Origin of the sequence: Treponema sp. (genome assembly GCF_045641405.1) — a bacterium.
Lineage (GTDB): Bacteria > Spirochaetota > Spirochaetia > Treponematales > Treponemataceae > Treponema_D.
In genome coordinates this window covers 1-16254 of the sequence record NZ_JAZUGX010000073.1, presented here as the reverse complement: position 1 = coordinate 16254, position 16254 = coordinate 1, and the positions used below count along the sequence as shown (strand labels likewise).

Genomic DNA, 16254 nt, shown 5'->3' with positions numbered 1-16254 from the left:
TTGTTCATTGACATTATTCACTTTATTGTATATCATCTTTGAACTTGTAATTGAAATTCTTTTTAGGTAGGTAATATTATGTCAAGAACATGTGATGTTTGTGGAAAGCACCCAGTACACGGAAACAAGGTATCTAAGTCATACAACCACACACGCCGCCAGTGGAAGCCAAATCTTCTCAAGATCAAGACAGAAATCGAAGGTCAAACAATGACACTCAAGATCTGCACACAGTGTCTCCGCGCAGGTTGGATCACAAAGAAGATCAACGTTACACCAGCAAACGCAGGTGCTCCAAAGGCTGAATAATCTTAGTTAGCCACATCAGTCCCGTCTCACGCAGACGGGATTTTTTGTTTTAAATCAGATGCTTAACAGACAAGCTCCATTCCGTCAAAAGCAGGACCGACATAACCTCCGTTGCGTTTTGCAGAATCAAGGCAAGGATATCTGGAAATAATGGCATCGACAAATTCCTGCACCTGGTAATGAAAAAGGTTATGGGTAATATGGGTCAGATAGGCATTCCTTGGAGCAAGCCTTTCCGCCACCTCAAGCGCCTGTTCAAAAGAAAAATGGGTGGAATGAGGAAGAACCCTCAGACCGTCAATGATAAGGTGCTCTATTCGCCCCGCAAAAGCTTTTATACGATCGACAGAGGCATCAGGAATGGAATTCAGATCAGTAAGATAGACTATGCTTTTATGACCATCCCCTGCCTTTTCCCTAAAGATCCAGCCTGAATCATCAAGATAGCCATGTTTGAGAAGCACTGGAAGAATCTCCACACCGCCGATCCTTATGGGATTATCGACGTCATAGCCTTCTGTCGCAATCGTATTGACCTTAGGCTTGCCTCCACCCTGCCTTACCTCTCCAAATATATAGCTGAACCTATGCCTGATATCCTCGATGACGGCCCTATGGGAATAGACAGGAAGACCCTCTCCTTTGGTTTCCCCAGCACCTTTGTTATGGGGATCATAGGCTTTGGAATGGCTGAATATCCTAAGGTCGTCGATACCGTGTAGATGGTCAGCATGGGAATGAGAAAGAAGAACCGCATCAACCCCTTTCACCTTGTATCTCAAGGCCTGGATCCTGAATTCAGGACCTACATCAACAAGAACCTTAGCTGGCTCCGAAAGATAGGCACTGCACCTTAACCTGTTGTCCCTTGCATCCAAGGAACGGCACACCTTACAATCACACCCAATGACAGGAACACCATGACTTGTACCTGTCCCTAACAAGACCATCTTCATACCTTCTATACTAAACCATTTAGTTTAAAAAAAATAGGGGACAAATGGAAAATCCATTCATCCCCGAAAACTGCTTAGGTCCAGACTGAATAAATAAATATTTAAGAGGCTAAGTATTTACACGACTCCAGGAAAATCGATCTCTTCTCTAAAACTACAACAAGAAGAAACTGTTTCAAGGAATCATACAGCGCGGATTTTCTCCACGGCAGCTTTCATGTGCTTGACGGCACGAATTTCTGTCTGACGAACTGCCTCAGGACTTACGCCGACAATCTTAGAGACCTCGCGCAATGTCTTGGCATGAAGATCGCCATCAAAGTTATAGCGGTACCACAAAACACAACGTTCTTTGCCAGGCAAAGAATCCATAAGAGACTTCACAGTCTCCTTCTCCTCTTCCTTCAACAGCATTTCCTCAGGGGAATATGTCATATCAGGAAGAAGATCTCCGAGGGAAACAGAATTCCCCTCATCACTCACTTCGACATCCAATGATGCAACGGTATATGAATAGTTCAAATACTCGACAACTTTATCTTCAGGAATACCTGTTGTAAGGGCAAGCTCTGGAACAGTTGCTTCCCTGCCATTCTGCTGGAAGAAGTATGTCTGTGCCTTCTGAATCTTACGGATCATCATTTCCTTGCGGTTTGGCAAAGCAATGAAGGATGTACGGCTGTTCAGATAGCGCAACATGTACTGTGCAATCCACGGATAGGCATAAGTAGAAAAACGAGTCTTGAAGTCTGCGCTGAACTTCTCAGCTGCAACCATAAGTCCCATATTTCCTTCCTGAATTAAATCCATGACAACTGATGGGGATGCCTGCATCTTTCTTGCAAGGCTTACGACTAGGCGAAGATTGGCATTAACAAGCTGCTGGACAGCTTTCTTGTCGCCTGACTGAATTTTCTTTGAAAGCTCTACCTCCTGCTCTGCTGTAAGGAGGTTGATTTTTTTTATAGAGTTCAAATAACTTCCGATAACGTCCTTTTCCATGGGATCGCTCCATATGATGTTATTTTCACTTTATGTTATGCGAATTTATTAGCATAAGATGTGCCAACTTTATAAATTTATTCCTTAATTTACACTTAAAATACGTCTACATAAGCTAAGTCTATATAATATATAGATTTACAATTTTCTTAAATTTTTCTTAAAAATGTTAAGAAATTGTTAAAAATTAAATTTTCCTGATACAAAAGTATAAAAAAATAGACAGTATTTGTATTAATTTTTAGACACTGTATATTTTTTCATACAGAAAAATCTCCATTTTCTCTTCAAAAAGCACCTAGACCCTCTCAAAAAACTCCAAAAAATCCATTTTAACCTTAAAATAAACTTAATAATGATTTTTTTTTACTCTTTCCTATAAATTCCCTGGTCGTCCACAAATTCAATTTACACTATCCATAAAATTCACTATTATTGAAGCATTATGAAGCCTATACTTATTAAAGATCTATTGACATCCGCTCCAGACGGACGCGACGTAACAGTATGCGGATGGGTAAGAACAAAACGTGATTCAAAGAACCTCGTTTTCATCCAGGTTAACGACGGCAGCTGCTTTGCCAACATCCAGCTCACATTCGACCGCTCAAATCCTCAGGGTGCAGATGCAAATAATATTGAAAATGAACTCAAGAAAATCAATACAGGAGCCTCCATCAAGGCTGAAGGAAAAATCATTCCTTCCCCAGCTTCAGGACAGGCTGTAGAAGTTACGCTCATGAACCTTACAGTCCTCGGAGAATGCAACCCTGAAGAGTATCCTCTCCAGAAAAACAAGATGTCCATGGAATATCTTCGTGAAAACGCTACCCTCCGCGCACGCACAAACACATTCGGTGCTGTCTTCCGCGTAAGAAACCAGATGGCATTTGCAGTCCATTCCTTCTTCCAGGAAAGAGGATTCCAGTACATCAACGCTCCAGAAATTACATGCTCTGACTGTGAAGGTGCAGGAGAAATGTTCCAGGTTACAACTCTCAGCCTCGAGAAAATCGCTGAGATGGGTGTAAAGGCTGGACAGGGCGGAATGAAGATTGAAGACGCACACAAGATCGTAGACTACGGAAAGGACTTCTTTGGAAAGAAGGCTTCCCTTACAGTTTCAGGTCAGCTTGAAGCAGAAACACTTGCGACTGCATTGAGCCGCGTATACACATTCGGACCAACATTCCGTGCAGAAAACTCAAACACACCTCGTCACCTTGCTGAATTCTGGATGATTGAACCTGAAATGGCTTTCTTTGATCTTGAAGACGACATGGACCTTCAGGAAGACTTCGTAAAGTACCTCCTAAACTGGGCACTCACAAAATGCCGCGACGACCTTGAATTCTTCGACAAGAGAATTCAGCCTGGGCTCATTGCACAGCTTGAAAGCGTTGTAAACAGCAAGTTCGTTCGCATCTCATACACAGATGCAATTGCTGAACTTGAAAAGCACGCAGACAAATTTGAATTCAAGCCATACTGGGGCTGCGACATCGCAACAGAACACGAAAGATTCCTTACAGAACAGATCTTCAAGTGCCCTGTAATGGTCTACAACTATCCAAAGGAAATCAAGTCGTTCTACATGAAGCTGAACGAAGACGGAAAGACAGTTAAGGCTGTTGACGTTCTTGTTCCTGGCATCGGTGAGCTTAACGGTGGCTCAGAGCGCGAAGAAGACTACGACAAGCTTCTTAAGGCAATCAGAGACCGCGGAATGGATGAAAGTATCTACGACTGGTACCTTAATCTCCGTAAGTTCGGAACAGTGCCACACTCAGGTTTCGGCATGGGATTTGAACGTCTCATCCGCTACGTAACAGGAATGGAAAACATCAGAGATGTAATTCCATACCCACGCGCTCCGAAACTTGCTGATTTCTAATCATAATTGCATTCCGCAGGACTTTTACCGGTCTTGCGGAATTTGGGGTCAAAAATATTTTCAAAAAGTTTTAATAAATATTTTTTACAGGAGAAACAAATGGCAGAGCAGAACGAATCTCAACTTGATATCTTTGGAAGAAAGATTTTCTTTTTGAATCCTGCATACCCTGTTAAGAAAGAAATTATTTCAAAACTTCAGGCAAAGGAATACGAAGTCTACAACATAGAAAGCTATCGTGAAGCAAAACCTCTCCTTAGAAAAAATCCCGAATCAGTACTTTTCATAAACCTTGATACGCAGCTTACAATTCCAGGATGGTTCAACTACGTCAGGACCTTTGACCGTGAAGACATACTCATGACGATCAAGATTGTCGTAATGTCGGAAAGAATAAAGCTTTCAGACATCAACATATTCAACAAGTTTGCACACCTTCCTTTCGAAGTAATCGATTTCAACGAAGGAATAGAAGGTGTCTCAAAACAGATAGATAGGATACTCCTTGAGCTCAACGCAAAAGGAAAGAGACAATATGTCCGTGCAAGCCTTACACACGACAAGGACGCTTCCCTTTTCTGGAACCACGGATCAAAGATGCATCAGCTTAAGCTTCTTGACATCAGTTCAGTAGGCATGGCTGTTCGCTGTCCACCAGTGCTCGAAAACCAGATCATTGCAAAGAACTTCCTTCTTCAGGATGTAACCATGCGACTTGGAACAAAGCAGGTGGTTGTTGAGGCCGTCATCTACGGAATCAAGCAGACCCCAGAAGGCACCATGTGGATCCTACTTCTTCTACCTTCGACAGCTCCTTCCATCAAGGAAGAAATCCGCGCATATGTTTCAAAGACAATAGAAGAAAAAATGTTGACTACCATCAACGGCGAAAGAAAAGACGAAGAAGACTATGCACTTCTAAACTACTATAATCTTGCGACAAAAACAAAGACAAAGACTTCAATAAATCCATTCGCTACCCTCCCTGGAAGCAACTTCTAGCCTGGACCAGTCGGAAGGAAAATCTGAATGAAGCTTTTCATAAAGTTATCTGCATTAGTTCTGATAGCAACAACTCTTTTTAGTTGTAAAAAGACACAGAAGACTCTTGTAATGGCAGAGGTCAATCCTCCTGATTCAGTTGTCGGTCAGATGGACATGTACTTTGCAAATGAAGTCAAGCGGCTTACAAAAGGTGAAATCACCATCGAACTGAATGCATCATCGATTCTAGGCGATGAAACTTCCGTCGTTTCTGAAATGTTCGAATCGCAGAACATAGACCTGGCAAGAATTTCAGCTTTCGTACTTACCTCCCATAGCGCAGAAAAATCAACGATCCTTACAATACCATACATGTTCAACGACAGGGAGCACTTCTGGAAATTCGCAAAATCTGAGATTGCATCAGAAATCCTTCTGGAACCAAGCAGAAGGGAAAACGGTGTCCGTGGACTTTACTTTGCAGAGGAAGGATTCAGGCATTTCTTTTCAACAAAGCCCCTCAATTCAATTCAGGACCTTAAGGGACAGACCATCAGGACGAACGGAGATCCGATCCTCAATGCAGTCGTTGAAGACCTTGGTGCAAAGTCAGTGCAGGTACCTTTCTATGATGTTGTCAAAGAAATGATCATTGGTTCCGTCGATGCAGCAGAACAGCCAATCGTAAACTATAAATCAAATTACTTCGATTCGGCTGCTCCAAATGTAATTCTTGACGGGCACACCATCGGGGTCATAGAAGTTATAATCACAAACAAGGCTTGGTCAAAGCTCTCTAATTCACAGCAGTCGGCATTGCTTGAAGCTGGTGCAAACGCAGCTGAATTCTGCAGAAACATTTGTGAAGACAGGGAAAAGGCAGTGATAGATTCACTCAGGGCAACTGGCGTAAACATCATCGAAGTATCAGACAAGACACCATGGCAGAATGCCTGCGCAGAAACCATCAGGGAACAGGCACAGAAAGACATAGAGCTTTACAACAAGATTGTTGAAATGGGTAGATAAAAGCTGGAAGACAAAATGAATAAAACAAAAGAGAAAACATACTTCAAGGCAAAGGATCTGAATCTCATAATGATTATAGTCTCATTCATTGTCTTTGCATTTCTTCTTTTCTATTCAACTCTTTCCGTAGCAAGACTCAATCAATTCAAGAGGTCCTTGATCAAAGCTTCAGTTTTCAGAAGCAGTTCTCTAAAAATCAGGGAAACCTCCAACTATCTTACTGACCAGGCTCGACTTTTCACGGTTACAGGTGACATTCAATATGTGAAAAACTATTTCACGGAAAGAAACGAAACAAGGGAAAGAAATTCCGCACTCAAGGAACTAGGAAATGTATTTTCCTACGATGAGATAGAATTCAAGAAATTGAGCACTGCCTTTGCCCTGTCCCAGAGTCTTTCTGAAATCGAAATGTATGCAATGAAGCTCCTGTTCCAGACAGGCAGATTCGACGAAGAAGAGATACCAGATGAAATCAAGGCAATCACACTGCGACAAAAGGATGAAACGCTTCCTAAAGATCAACTCCAGAAGCACGCAATAAGTCTTCTTTTCGACAGCAGCTACCTTATATACAAAATGAGGATTGACGAAAACTGTTCTTTCCTTATAAGCATGATCGAGAATTCAAACGAACAGGAAGTTTCGGACAATTTTGAAGTACTTCGCGAAAAAATCTTCTGGCAGGTCATCACACAGATCATAATCTTTGTAATCCTTGTCATTGCCTTCATCATAAACATCATATTCATCATCGCGCCTATAAACAGCTACATGAGATCCATCGCCTCAGACAGCAAGCTTATGGAAACAGGTTCATTTGAACTCAGGTGTCTGGCAAAGACCTACAACCAGTTCTTTGACCTAAAGGCCGCAAACGAAAAAAGGCTTAAGCTGCATGCAGAAACAGACCCTCTGACAGGACTTCTGAACAGGCGTGCTTTCGAGGATGTCTGCAATGATTTCAGTTCATCAACAAGGCGGGTTGTATTCCTTATCGTGGATGTGGATAATTTCAAGTCAGTAAATGACACATACGGACATATCACAGGCGACAAGGTCCTCAAGATAGTCGCAAAGGAACTCACTGAAGCATTCAGAACAAGTGATTTCATCGCCCGTCTTGGAGGTGATGAATTCGGTGTGCTGCTTACTGATTTCTGGGGCAATGCAAATATAACCGTCAAGAACAAGATAAACAAAGTGAACAGGAAGCTTCTTCAGATGACGGAATTCGGCAGGGTTTCTCTTAGCGTCGGTGCAGCAAAATCCGACTCAGGCTACTCTGAAGACCTTGTGGAAAAAGCGGACAAAGCACTTTACAAGACTAAGGAAGAAGGTAAGTGCGGTTTCAATATATTTGTAAAATAGTTATTGGAGTAAATAGAATTATATGAACAGAGAAAAAATCGTTGTGCTCGATTTCGGCAGCCAGTACGCGCATCTTATCGCAAAAAGATTCCGTGCCCTCGGCTACTATTCGGAGATTGCCCTTCCTTCAGCTGATCTTGATACATTTGAAGGCGCAAAGGGAATCGTATTCTCAGGCGGACCTGCTTCCGTATATGACGACAAAGTTCCAGAGTTCAACTCAAAGATCCTTGACCTGGATGTTCCTGTCCTTGGACTCTGCTACGGTCACTACATCGTTCAGTTGGGATACAATGGAAAGGTTGGTAAGGCTGAAACAGGTGAATTTGGATTTGCAACACTCAACCTTAATCCTGCAGTAAAGAGCCCTCTCTTTGAAGGAATTGAACCAAGCCAGCAGGTATGGATGAGCCATCAGGATGGTGTTCTTCAGATGGGCGAAGGCTTTGAAGTCGTTGGAAGCACAAAGGACTGTCCTTATGCCGCAACACAGAACCTTGCAAAGAAAAGATTCTCACTCCAGTGCCACTGTGAGGTAAAGGATACTCCATGTGGAAACCAGATTTTTGAAAACTTCGCAAAGTTCTGCCAGATGCCAAAAAACTGGGATGACAACGCAGTCCTCAACCACATCATCGAAAACATCAAGAAGGATGCTGAAGGCAAGAAAGTCCTACTCTTCCTTTCAGGCGGTGTCGATTCAACTGTTGCATTTGCCCTTCTTAACAAGGCATTGGGAAATGACAGGGTACTCGGTCTCCACATCGACAACGGTTTCATGCGCAAGAACGAAAGCGCAAACGTTGCAGCCGCATACAAAGCCCATGGTTTCACAAACTTCCTTGCCACTGACGCAAGCGAAAGCTTTCTCAAGGCAATTGAAGGACTTACAGACCCTCAGAAAAAACGCATGGCAGTTGGAGAAAACTTCATTACAGTACGCGACAATTTCGTTGCAGAACAGAAGCTTGACCAGGATCCCGTTCCTTACATGCTGGCCCAGGGAACACTCTATCCAGACATCATCGAATCTGGTGGAACAAAGAACAGCCACACCATCAAGACACACCACAACCGCGTAGATGGAATTCAGAAACTTATTGCACAGGGACTTATCATCGAGCCACTCAAGGACCTTTACAAAGATGAAGTTCGCAAGATCGGAAAAATGCTCGGTCTTGAAGATGAACTCGTAATGAGACATCCATTCCCAGGTCCTGGACTTTCAATAAATGTGCTATGTTCAGAAGGCGTTCTTTCAGACGAGGACAAGGAAGAGCTAAAGAAGGCTCAGGAAGAATTTGATGGAATCGCAATCACAGAATTCTGCGAAAACTGCACAAAGAACCTTGTTAAGTCAGTACTTCCTGTAAAGTCTGTCGGAGTCCAGGGAGACTTCAGAACCTACAGATTCCCAGCTGTCCTTGCTTTTGAACAGGATGACAAAGGATTCTTCCATGTTCCAAAGGTTCACGAGAAGGTTGAAAAGACATCCAGCACAATCACAAACAGCTCAAAGTTCCTCAATAGGACGATACTCAAGCTCTACCAGAAACCTGGTGTAAAGGATGACGATTTAAAGCTCCAGAAGGGATACTGCACAAGAGACCGTCTTGACCAGCTGCGGGAAGTAGACAACATCGTGCTCACAGAACTCCATGCAAGCGGATGGTACGACAAGATCTTCCAGCATCTTACAATCGACCTTCCTTTTGCAACTGACAACGGCAAGGCAAGCTTTGTTCTCCGCCCTGTTGTATCGGAAGATGTAATGACAGCACGTTTTGCATGGCTTCCTCTAGAACTACTGGACAAGATTGTCCATAAGATTGCAGAACTGGACTTTGTTGACGCCCTCTATCTTGACTGCACGAACAAGCCGCCTGCAACTTTCGGTTGGGAATAAACTTAAAGCTGCATGGACTCATATGGGTTCGTGCGGCTTTATATAAAAACATGACTTCGTTTGCCTTTAATTAAAAAAAAATGTAATATGTGGGCGAGAGTTGAAGCAATATAAATAGTAAGTTAAAAATAAGGAAACTGGAGATCCGATGCTTCAAGATGAATATTTCAAAATCATCATCGACAATCTTTCTACTGCCATACTTCTTGTAGATTCCGTATACGACGACGACCATAAACTCGTCGACTTCAAGATCAGCTACATGAACGAAAACTTCCTCAGGATGATGAAAGATCTGCTAAAGGAAGGTGAGCTTTTTTCTGAATTCAAGACACGGCTGAGTCCTGCATTAGCCTGGTTTGAAACAGCAGAAGAAGTAATGCGCAATAAAACGGTAATCACTGAAACAATTTATTCATACAATTTTTCAAGATGGTTCCAGATAACCATGAACTGTGTCTATGACGATACGGTTGCAGTGACTTTCTCAGACGTATCAAAGGCTAAGGAATACGAGCACGCTCTTACCCAGCAGAATCAGAAACTTGAAAGTCTTGCATCAGAGCTTGCAGAAAACAGGGCAAACCTTGACTCTCAGCTCAAAAGCATCCAGAACCTTAACAAGCAGCTGCTTTTCAGCGCTTATCATGATTCCCTCACTGACCTTTACAACCGTTCCTGGCTCAACACCGCCATCAGGGAAATCAGCAAGGAACAGAAGAGCACAAATGAAAAATTTGGAGTACTTCTTTTTGACATCGACAACATGAAGGATATAAACGATTCCCGTGGGCACACCGCTGGTGATGAGCTCATCAAGCAGGTCGCAACCATTCTACGCATGTTCGAATCAAAGGATACGATTCCTACGCGATTTGGCGGAGATGAATTCATACTGCTTTTCAAGAATGTCAAGAACCGTACGGAAGCCATGAACATTTCAAAAAAAGTACTGGGATTCATGAACGCAGAAGGAATCGGCATATCAGGAGGACTTTCCGTATATCCTGATGACTCTGAAAAATATGACGACCTTCTTAAGTTTGCAGACATGGCAAAACTTGAGGCAAAGAAAAAAGGGAAAAACAACATCACAGGCTTCCAGACCTTGATGCAGGAAAAATTCTTAAGCAAGCTCAACATCGAGACCAAACTCTCAAAGGCGATGGTTGAAAAGAACTTCCAGCTTTACTACCAGCCTCAGTTCTATACGCAGACAGAAAAACTTCGTGGCTTCGAGGCCCTCTTAAGATGGTATGATGATGAACTTGGATGGATAAGTCCAGAGCAGTTCGTTCCACTGGCGGAAGAAACCCATCTTGTAATTCCTCTTGGCAACTGGGTATTGGACACTGCATTGAGGACGCTTTCTGAATGGGAACAGCGCTTTGAATTCAACGGAATAATGTCGGTCAATGTTTCACCTATCCAGTTCAGCCAGGATGATTTCATTCCTAAATTTCTCAAGAAGATTGACTTTTATAAAATCAACCCAAGACATCTTGAAATAGAAATCACAGAAGGCGTACTTATTGAAAATGTTGATTTCGTAGTTTCCAAGCTCAATGAAGTGAAGAACTTGGGAATAGGAATTTCCCTTGATGATTTTGGTACAGGATATTCTTCATTGCGCTATCTGCAAATGCTGCCGCTCACAACACTTAAGATAGACAAATCATTCATCAAGAATATCGCTTCGGAGTCAAACCTCACGGAAGGTATCCTTACCCTGGTTTCAAAGATGGGGCTCGATACTATTGCAGAAGGTGTTGAACGGGAAGAACAGCTTGAACTTCTCAAGAAATTCAACTGCAACACGATCCAGGGATTCCTTCGCGGAAAGCCAATGCCAAAGAATCTTTGCGACAGGCTTCTTGGTGGTGACCTGAGCGCACTTCTTACGATAAACAACTCCTGAACATTTCAAAGTGAAGGACAGTACTCGACATAACGGACACGACCTTTTTGAATGGCTTCCTTTAGCTGTCTTTCGTGTCCGTTCAATCTGCTTTGTCCTGTCTTTACTTCTATAAAAACAACTTCCTTTATCTCATCGTTTTCTGCAAGTCCTGTAAATCCAATGAAATCTACAGGCTTACCAAGAAAACATACGTCGCCTGGATTGCATGGAAACTCAGGAAGATATGGAGCAAGCTGTTCTGCAACCTGACCACCTATTACCGCCCTGCTTTTCTTGACTGCATCCTGCCTATGCTTCTTGATAAGGCCCCTATCCTTGAAACTCTGAGCCAGCCTCCCAAAAAGCAAGCCTACAAGAAAAACTCCCGCCGTAACCAGAATATATGCAATGTGGTTTATTGTTAAAAAGTCATCCATAGATTATTATTATATCAGCATTGAAGACAAATGCACACTTGAGAGGTTTACATGGACAGGACAAGAAAATTCTTTTTTGCAGTGTTTTTTTCTTTTTTTTCTATCTCACTTTTTGCGGAAGAATTATTGACAGACGGGGATCCTGTAAAGTTTCTATTCAAATACAAGAAAGGAGACATGTACAGAATTCTTTCTACCGTTGATGAGGATGTCTATGTAAACCACAGGCTGAACCACCATTCAATCATCGTGAACAGAGTTGCCGCTGAAGTGACCGAAGTAGAAAAGGATGGAAGCGGAATACATAATTGCACCTTTATGACAAGCGAGGATTCTACAGGATCAAGAACAGGTGCAAAGTTCACCTATGGAGAAGATTATCTAAGCATCTTCGAAAGAAATCCTCGTGGAATATACAGGATCAGCGATGAATATTTCATGCCAACTGTCCGTGACGTTCCAGTTTTTCCCGACAAAGAAATCAAACCTGGTGAAAAATGGACAGAAAAAGGACACGAAGCACATGACCTAAGACGGCAGTTTGACATGCCTAAACCTTACAAGGTACCTTTTAACGCCGAGTACACCTATCTTGGTGTGCAGAAAGAAACAGGACTTCATGTCATAAACGTACGCTATACAATGTTCATGCAGACTCCTGCTCCAAAGAATGCAAATGCCTATGCTGAATATCCTGCTGTGACAAAAGGATTCAGCGATGAATTAATCTACTGGGACAATGAAAGAGGTTCCATCGACCATTACACTGAGAATTTCCGAATTCTTATGGAAAGCTCATTGGGAAACCTTTATGAATTCACAGGGAGCGCAAAAGCCGAAGTAACGGAATTTGCAAGAACAAACACCGAAGAAAATCTTGAGAATGTCCAGAATCAGATCAATGACCTTGGTCTTGAAAATGTAACAGTCAGGAACGGAGACAAGGGACTTACAATCGCCCTCGAAGACATAAAGTTCCAGCCAGACAGTGCAATACTCATGGACAGTGAAAAAATCAAGCTGCAGAAAATTGCGGAAATTCTTGAAGCATGGCCAAACAACGACATACTTGTTTCGGGACACACAGCCCTTGCAGGAACAGAAAAAATGAGGCAGATCCTCAGCGAAGAACGCGCAAGCGCCGTCGCCGAATACCTGATCACACTGAATGTTTGTGACAGATTCCACATCTTTACCCAGGGCTTCGGTGCGACAAAACCAGTAGCAAACAACAAGACAGAAGCAGGAAAAGCAAAGAACCGCCGTGTTGAAATCACCATCATGGACCGCTAGACCAGCTCCCCAAGCGCCTCTATTTCCCTTCCATCCTTGATGCTTTCCTCAAGAACAGAGGTCACCTTCAGCTTGACTACTGTTCCTTGAGACACTGGGACAATGCTCCTGAATTCAACATGTATGAAGTTATCAGTCACCGCATGGAACACATTGGAGGCTGTAAGACCAAGTCTCATGGAACGGCTGTTCTCAACAACAGCCTCGAAGGTTTCCCCAATGCAAGTCTTTATGAAATCAATCTTGCCGTTGACAGCATAGGAAGAAAGGACCTTAACTCGGCTATCCTTTATTCTTTCTGGAATCTGAGGCTTCATACCCTTTGCTGCAGTTCCAGGTCGTGGAGAATAAGGGAACGCATGGATCCATGCAAACTTTTTTTCCCTGCAAAGTTTTTCCGTAAGTGCGAAGTCATCATCTGTCTCACCAGGGAATCCTGCTATTATATCGCATGAGATGAAGCAACCTGGCTTATATTTTCTAAGCAGATCAACTGCCCTTTCAACATGCTCTACCTTATATGGACGGCACATCTTTTCAAGAATTGAATCACTGCCGCTCTGGATGCTCAAATGGAAGAAAGGCTGTACCCTTTTATCTGAGAGCGTCCTACATAGATCTTCCGTAACATGCTGAGGATAAAAGCTTGAGATTCGATATTTCACCTTGGATGTTTCGGCAAGGAGGCGTTCCAAAAGGCCACCAAAGGCCAATAGAAGGCCGTAAGAGGTCCTTCCTGCATACTGGCTAAGGTTTACCCCTGTCAGGACGATTTCTACGGCTCCATGGGTCTCCAGCTCGATGGCTCGAGAAACAACCTCATCAACATCGAGGGAAACAGATTTTCCACGCGCAAGATGAATTCGGCAGAATGAACAGTTATTGTTGCATCCATCCTGAATTTTAAGCGAAGACCTTGAATGCTTCTCAAATATCGGAGTGAACAATGTGAATTTGTTTAATTTTGCAGAGACATCTTCCTTACTGCATTCATCGATGAAGGCCTGCAGATTATTTCGAGTAAGCAATTTTCTTTCAACATCAAGAAGCCCGCCTGCAGCCTCTTCAGCAATACGGGAAAGGACAAATTTCTTTGCTCCAGGAAGAATACAAATTCTGTCTGGACATATTTCTGTTATCTGTTTTCCGTCAAGCTCTGCATAGCACCCAGTGGCAATCAAAGGAGCATTTGGAAATTTTTCAAGAAGAAGCCTTATTATCCTCCGCGCCTTCTGTTCTGCCTTTGCGGTTACGGTACAGGTATTGATGACGCAAAGGATCACATCCTGAGAGATTTCTGTCTTTGATGAAATTGAGTCCATGTCGGTTACAAACCCAGACTTGGAAAAACAACGGGCTGCCCCTTCAGATTCATCCTGATTCAGTCGGCAGCCCAATGTCTCAAAGTGTACAACTCTGTTCATTTATCGATTACTGAATGTGTGCCTTGCAGTTGTTCTTACCACGGATAGCATCATAGTGCGATGAATTGAGGGCAAGAGCCTTGTCATAGGCTACAATTGCATTCTGCCAGTCACCGTTCATTTCACGCGCATAGCCAAGTCTTGTCCACCAATGGGCACTGTGGGCAGGTTCAAAACGCACTGCAGTCGTAAAGGAAATGTCTGCATGCTCATATTTTGCCTGTCTTACATATATCTCACCCATATAGTAATAGGCGGTTCCAATTCTAGCCGCAGATTCAGAAGAGCTTGCGATGTAGCGCTGGAACATTGCCATTGCTTCATTGTTTTTCCCGAGGTAGTACTTTGCTTCTCCAAGAACTTCCATAAGACGAATGTCATACTGATTGATTTTTCTTGCTTCTGAGGCACGCTGTTCTGCTTCGTTATACTGCTTGTTAGCAACAAGAGACCAGCACAGAACTGCATGTGAATCCATGTTAGATGGATTATTCGTTATCTCTTCCTCACAGATGACAATGGCGTCCTTATAGTTGCCTTCGCGATAGAGCTTAAGGGCATCAGGTTTTCCAGCCTGAGCAAAGGATGCTGAGACTACCATAGAAAGCAAAAGCGATATGATGATGGACTTTTTCATATTTTTCAAACCCCTTAGGAATTACTCGGACATTGAACATTTACCAGAGAACACTGAACCTGGTTCAAGAACAACCTGAGCAGAAGTGATGTCCCCTTTAACTGTTCCTGTAGATGTTACATAAACAAGTTTTCTACCGTTGATATTGCCCGTAACTTTGCCTCTTACAAGTACTCTGTCCGTAGAAATATCAGCATTAACAACCGCATCTGTATCAACAAGCAAATCGCTCGTAGCCTCGATGATGCCGTTCATTTTACCTTTGATCATAAAAGGTTTTGTAAAACGTATATTACCCGTAAATGAAATATCAGAAGCCATTACAGTATCGAAATCTTCTTCGTCTGTATCAAAACCTTTGGAATCTTTAATGTCGTACATTGTTCTATTTTATTGAGATATCCATGAGTAGTCAATGGACGAAAAACTTAAAATCGTATTGCACTTGGTGGGCAAGTCTGTATTTGAATCTAGGTAAGCCCAGACATTCTTGCATTTCAGATGTATTTAAAATAAAAAAAGCTTAGTAAAAACTTACTAAGCTTTTCGCCCCTTACTGGGCTTGAACCAGTGACACATGGATTAACAGTCCATTGCTCTACCAACTGAGCTAAAGGAGCATTTCGATTTCTCGAATGTATTCGTATATTATAGAATTATAAAAAAACTGTCAATAGGAATATTAAAATATTTGAAATATTTTTCATTATTAAACGAATTTAAATACATTCCGCTAGGTTATAACGCTGTCCTGATGTAGACCAGAAAAAGAAATAGCATATGGATGCTGCTCGATTTAGGCATGACCCCATAGCAGGCTCATATGGGCTAAGCGAGTCGCTCAATCAGCGCAGCAATACAATTTCCAAACATAGTCCAAAAAAAAAAAAAAACTGGAGGTCATGGCACAGCGGAAGTTTTCCAGTTTAAAATAAAAAAAGCCGGCCAGGTCCGCACGCGCCTGCTACGGTGGGGTGCGCCACTCCCACCTGGTCGCGGCTTATTCCCGGATTCGCAGTCCCTGCGAAAGCGGTCTGGTTGTCTTTCCAGATCGTTGTAACTTTTCAGGTTTAAAATAAAAAAGCCGGCAGCCCCAGCACCGCACGCGCCTG

The 16254-nt window shown here is 42.8% G+C and carries 14 protein-coding genes and 1 tRNA gene; 8 read left to right on the top strand and 7 right to left on the bottom strand.

Features of this window, described 5'->3' with window-relative positions:
• Positions 1-78: 78 nt before the first annotated feature.
• Positions 79-309 (top strand): 50S ribosomal protein L28, encoded by a 231-nt coding sequence (gene rpmB, locus ACKI39_RS11370; RefSeq protein ID WP_407400623.1) that lies wholly within the window; start codon positions 79-81, stop codon positions 307-309.
• Between the two features lie 62 nt (positions 310-371).
• Here rpmB and ACKI39_RS11365 read toward each other — a convergent pair whose 3' ends face one another.
• Positions 372-1265 (bottom strand): MBL fold metallo-hydrolase, encoded by an 894-nt coding sequence (locus ACKI39_RS11365; RefSeq protein WP_407400621.1) that lies wholly within the window; start codon positions 1263-1265, stop codon positions 372-374.
• 183 nt (positions 1266-1448) lie between these two features.
• Positions 1449-2267, bottom strand: coding sequence for a sigma-70 family RNA polymerase sigma factor (locus tag ACKI39_RS11360; RefSeq protein ID WP_407400619.1), 819 nt, complete (start codon positions 2265-2267; stop codon positions 1449-1451).
• Positions 2268-2712: 445 nt separating this feature from the next.
• Between ACKI39_RS11360 and asnS the strand changes: the two genes are divergently transcribed.
• The 6 genes from asnS (at position 2713) to ACKI39_RS11330 (ending at position 11369) form a co-directional block, all read left to right on the top strand.
• Positions 2713-4161 (top strand): asparagine--tRNA ligase, encoded by a 1449-nt coding sequence (gene asnS / locus ACKI39_RS11355; RefSeq protein ID WP_407400617.1) that lies wholly within the window; start codon positions 2713-2715, stop codon positions 4159-4161.
• Between the two features lie 99 nt (positions 4162-4260).
• The gene (locus ACKI39_RS11350; RefSeq protein WP_407400615.1) at positions 4261-5163 is read left to right on the top strand and encodes a hypothetical protein; all 903 of its coding nucleotides are present in this window, start codon (positions 4261-4263) and stop codon (positions 5161-5163) included.
• Positions 5164-5190: 27 nt separating this feature from the next.
• Positions 5191-6174, top strand: a complete 984-nt coding sequence (locus tag ACKI39_RS11345) for a TRAP transporter substrate-binding protein (protein WP_407400613.1) — start codon at positions 5191-5193, stop codon at positions 6172-6174.
• A 15-nt stretch (positions 6175-6189) separates the two neighbouring features.
• Positions 6190-7545 (top strand): GGDEF domain-containing protein, encoded by a 1356-nt coding sequence (locus ACKI39_RS11340; protein WP_407400611.1) that lies wholly within the window; start codon positions 6190-6192, stop codon positions 7543-7545.
• A 22-nt stretch (positions 7546-7567) separates the two neighbouring features.
• Positions 7568-9451, top strand: a complete 1884-nt coding sequence (gene guaA / locus ACKI39_RS11335; RefSeq protein WP_407400609.1) for a glutamine-hydrolyzing GMP synthase — start codon at positions 7568-7570, stop codon at positions 9449-9451.
• Between the two features lie 148 nt (positions 9452-9599).
• Entirely contained in the window at positions 9600-11369 is a 1770-nt protein-coding gene (locus ACKI39_RS11330) for a sensor domain-containing protein (protein WP_407400607.1), read from the top strand.
• Between the two features lie 5 nt (positions 11370-11374).
• On the opposite strand, the gene ACKI39_RS11325 is transcribed toward ACKI39_RS11330, so the two are convergent.
• A complete protein-coding gene (locus ACKI39_RS11325; RefSeq protein WP_407400605.1) occupies positions 11375-11788 on the bottom strand; it encodes a Holliday junction resolvase-like protein in 414 nt (137 codons plus the stop codon).
• Between the two features lie 51 nt (positions 11789-11839).
• On the opposite strand from ACKI39_RS11325, the gene ACKI39_RS11320 reads away from it, so the two are divergent.
• Positions 11840-13081, top strand: coding sequence for an OmpA family protein (locus ACKI39_RS11320; RefSeq protein WP_407400603.1), 1242 nt, complete (start codon positions 11840-11842; stop codon positions 13079-13081).
• On the opposite strand, the gene mtaB is transcribed toward ACKI39_RS11320, so the two are convergent.
• From mtaB to ACKI39_RS11300, 4 genes are all read right to left on the bottom strand, one after another.
• A complete protein-coding gene (mtaB, locus tag ACKI39_RS11315; protein WP_407400601.1) occupies positions 13078-14505 on the bottom strand; it encodes a tRNA (N(6)-L-threonylcarbamoyladenosine(37)-C(2))-methylthiotransferase MtaB in 1428 nt (475 codons plus the stop codon). The two genes, ACKI39_RS11320 and mtaB, sit on opposite strands and share 4 nt — an antisense overlap.
• Positions 14506-14512: 7 nt before the next feature.
• Positions 14513-15142, bottom strand: a complete 630-nt coding sequence (locus tag ACKI39_RS11310; RefSeq protein WP_407400599.1) for a tetratricopeptide repeat protein — start codon at positions 15140-15142, stop codon at positions 14513-14515.
• A gap of 21 nt (positions 15143-15163) precedes the next feature.
• Entirely contained in the window at positions 15164-15523 is a 360-nt protein-coding gene (locus ACKI39_RS11305; RefSeq protein ID WP_407400597.1) for a bactofilin family protein, read from the bottom strand.
• A 166-nt stretch (positions 15524-15689) separates the two neighbouring features.
• A tRNA-Asn gene (locus tag ACKI39_RS11300) sits at positions 15690-15762 on the bottom strand.
• Positions 15763-16254 lie beyond the last annotated feature (492 nt).

What these genes read in the sequence shown, in the direction of transcription:
- rpmB (WP_407400623.1), top strand. Translation starts at nt 79, where the DNA reads ATGTCAAGAACATGTGATGTTTGTGGAAAGCACCCAGTACACGGAAAC.
- ACKI39_RS11365 (WP_407400621.1), bottom strand. Translation starts at nt 1,265, where the DNA reads ATGAAGATGGTCTTGTTAGGGACAGGTACAAGTCATGGTGTTCCTGTC.
- ACKI39_RS11360 (WP_407400619.1), bottom strand. Translation starts at nt 2,267, where the DNA reads ATGGAAAAGGACGTTATCGGAAGTTATTTGAACTCTATAAAAAAAATC.
- asnS (WP_407400617.1), top strand. Translation starts at nt 2,713, where the DNA reads ATGAAGCCTATACTTATTAAAGATCTATTGACATCCGCTCCAGACGGA.
- ACKI39_RS11350 (WP_407400615.1), top strand. Translation starts at nt 4,261, where the DNA reads ATGGCAGAGCAGAACGAATCTCAACTTGATATCTTTGGAAGAAAGATT.
- ACKI39_RS11345 (WP_407400613.1), top strand. Translation starts at nt 5,191, where the DNA reads ATGAAGCTTTTCATAAAGTTATCTGCATTAGTTCTGATAGCAACAACT.
- ACKI39_RS11340 (WP_407400611.1), top strand. Translation starts at nt 6,190, where the DNA reads ATGAATAAAACAAAAGAGAAAACATACTTCAAGGCAAAGGATCTGAAT.
- guaA (WP_407400609.1), top strand. Translation starts at nt 7,568, where the DNA reads ATGAACAGAGAAAAAATCGTTGTGCTCGATTTCGGCAGCCAGTACGCG.
- ACKI39_RS11330 (WP_407400607.1), top strand. Translation starts at nt 9,600, where the DNA reads ATGCTTCAAGATGAATATTTCAAAATCATCATCGACAATCTTTCTACT.
- ACKI39_RS11325 (WP_407400605.1), bottom strand. Translation starts at nt 11,788, where the DNA reads ATGGATGACTTTTTAACAATAAACCACATTGCATATATTCTGGTTACG.
- ACKI39_RS11320 (WP_407400603.1), top strand. Translation starts at nt 11,840, where the DNA reads ATGGACAGGACAAGAAAATTCTTTTTTGCAGTGTTTTTTTCTTTTTTT.
- mtaB (WP_407400601.1), bottom strand. Translation starts at nt 14,505, where the DNA reads ATGAACAGAGTTGTACACTTTGAGACATTGGGCTGCCGACTGAATCAG.
- ACKI39_RS11310 (WP_407400599.1), bottom strand. Translation starts at nt 15,142, where the DNA reads ATGAAAAAGTCCATCATCATATCGCTTTTGCTTTCTATGGTAGTCTCA.
- ACKI39_RS11305 (WP_407400597.1), bottom strand. Translation starts at nt 15,523, where the DNA reads ATGTACGACATTAAAGATTCCAAAGGTTTTGATACAGACGAAGAAGAT.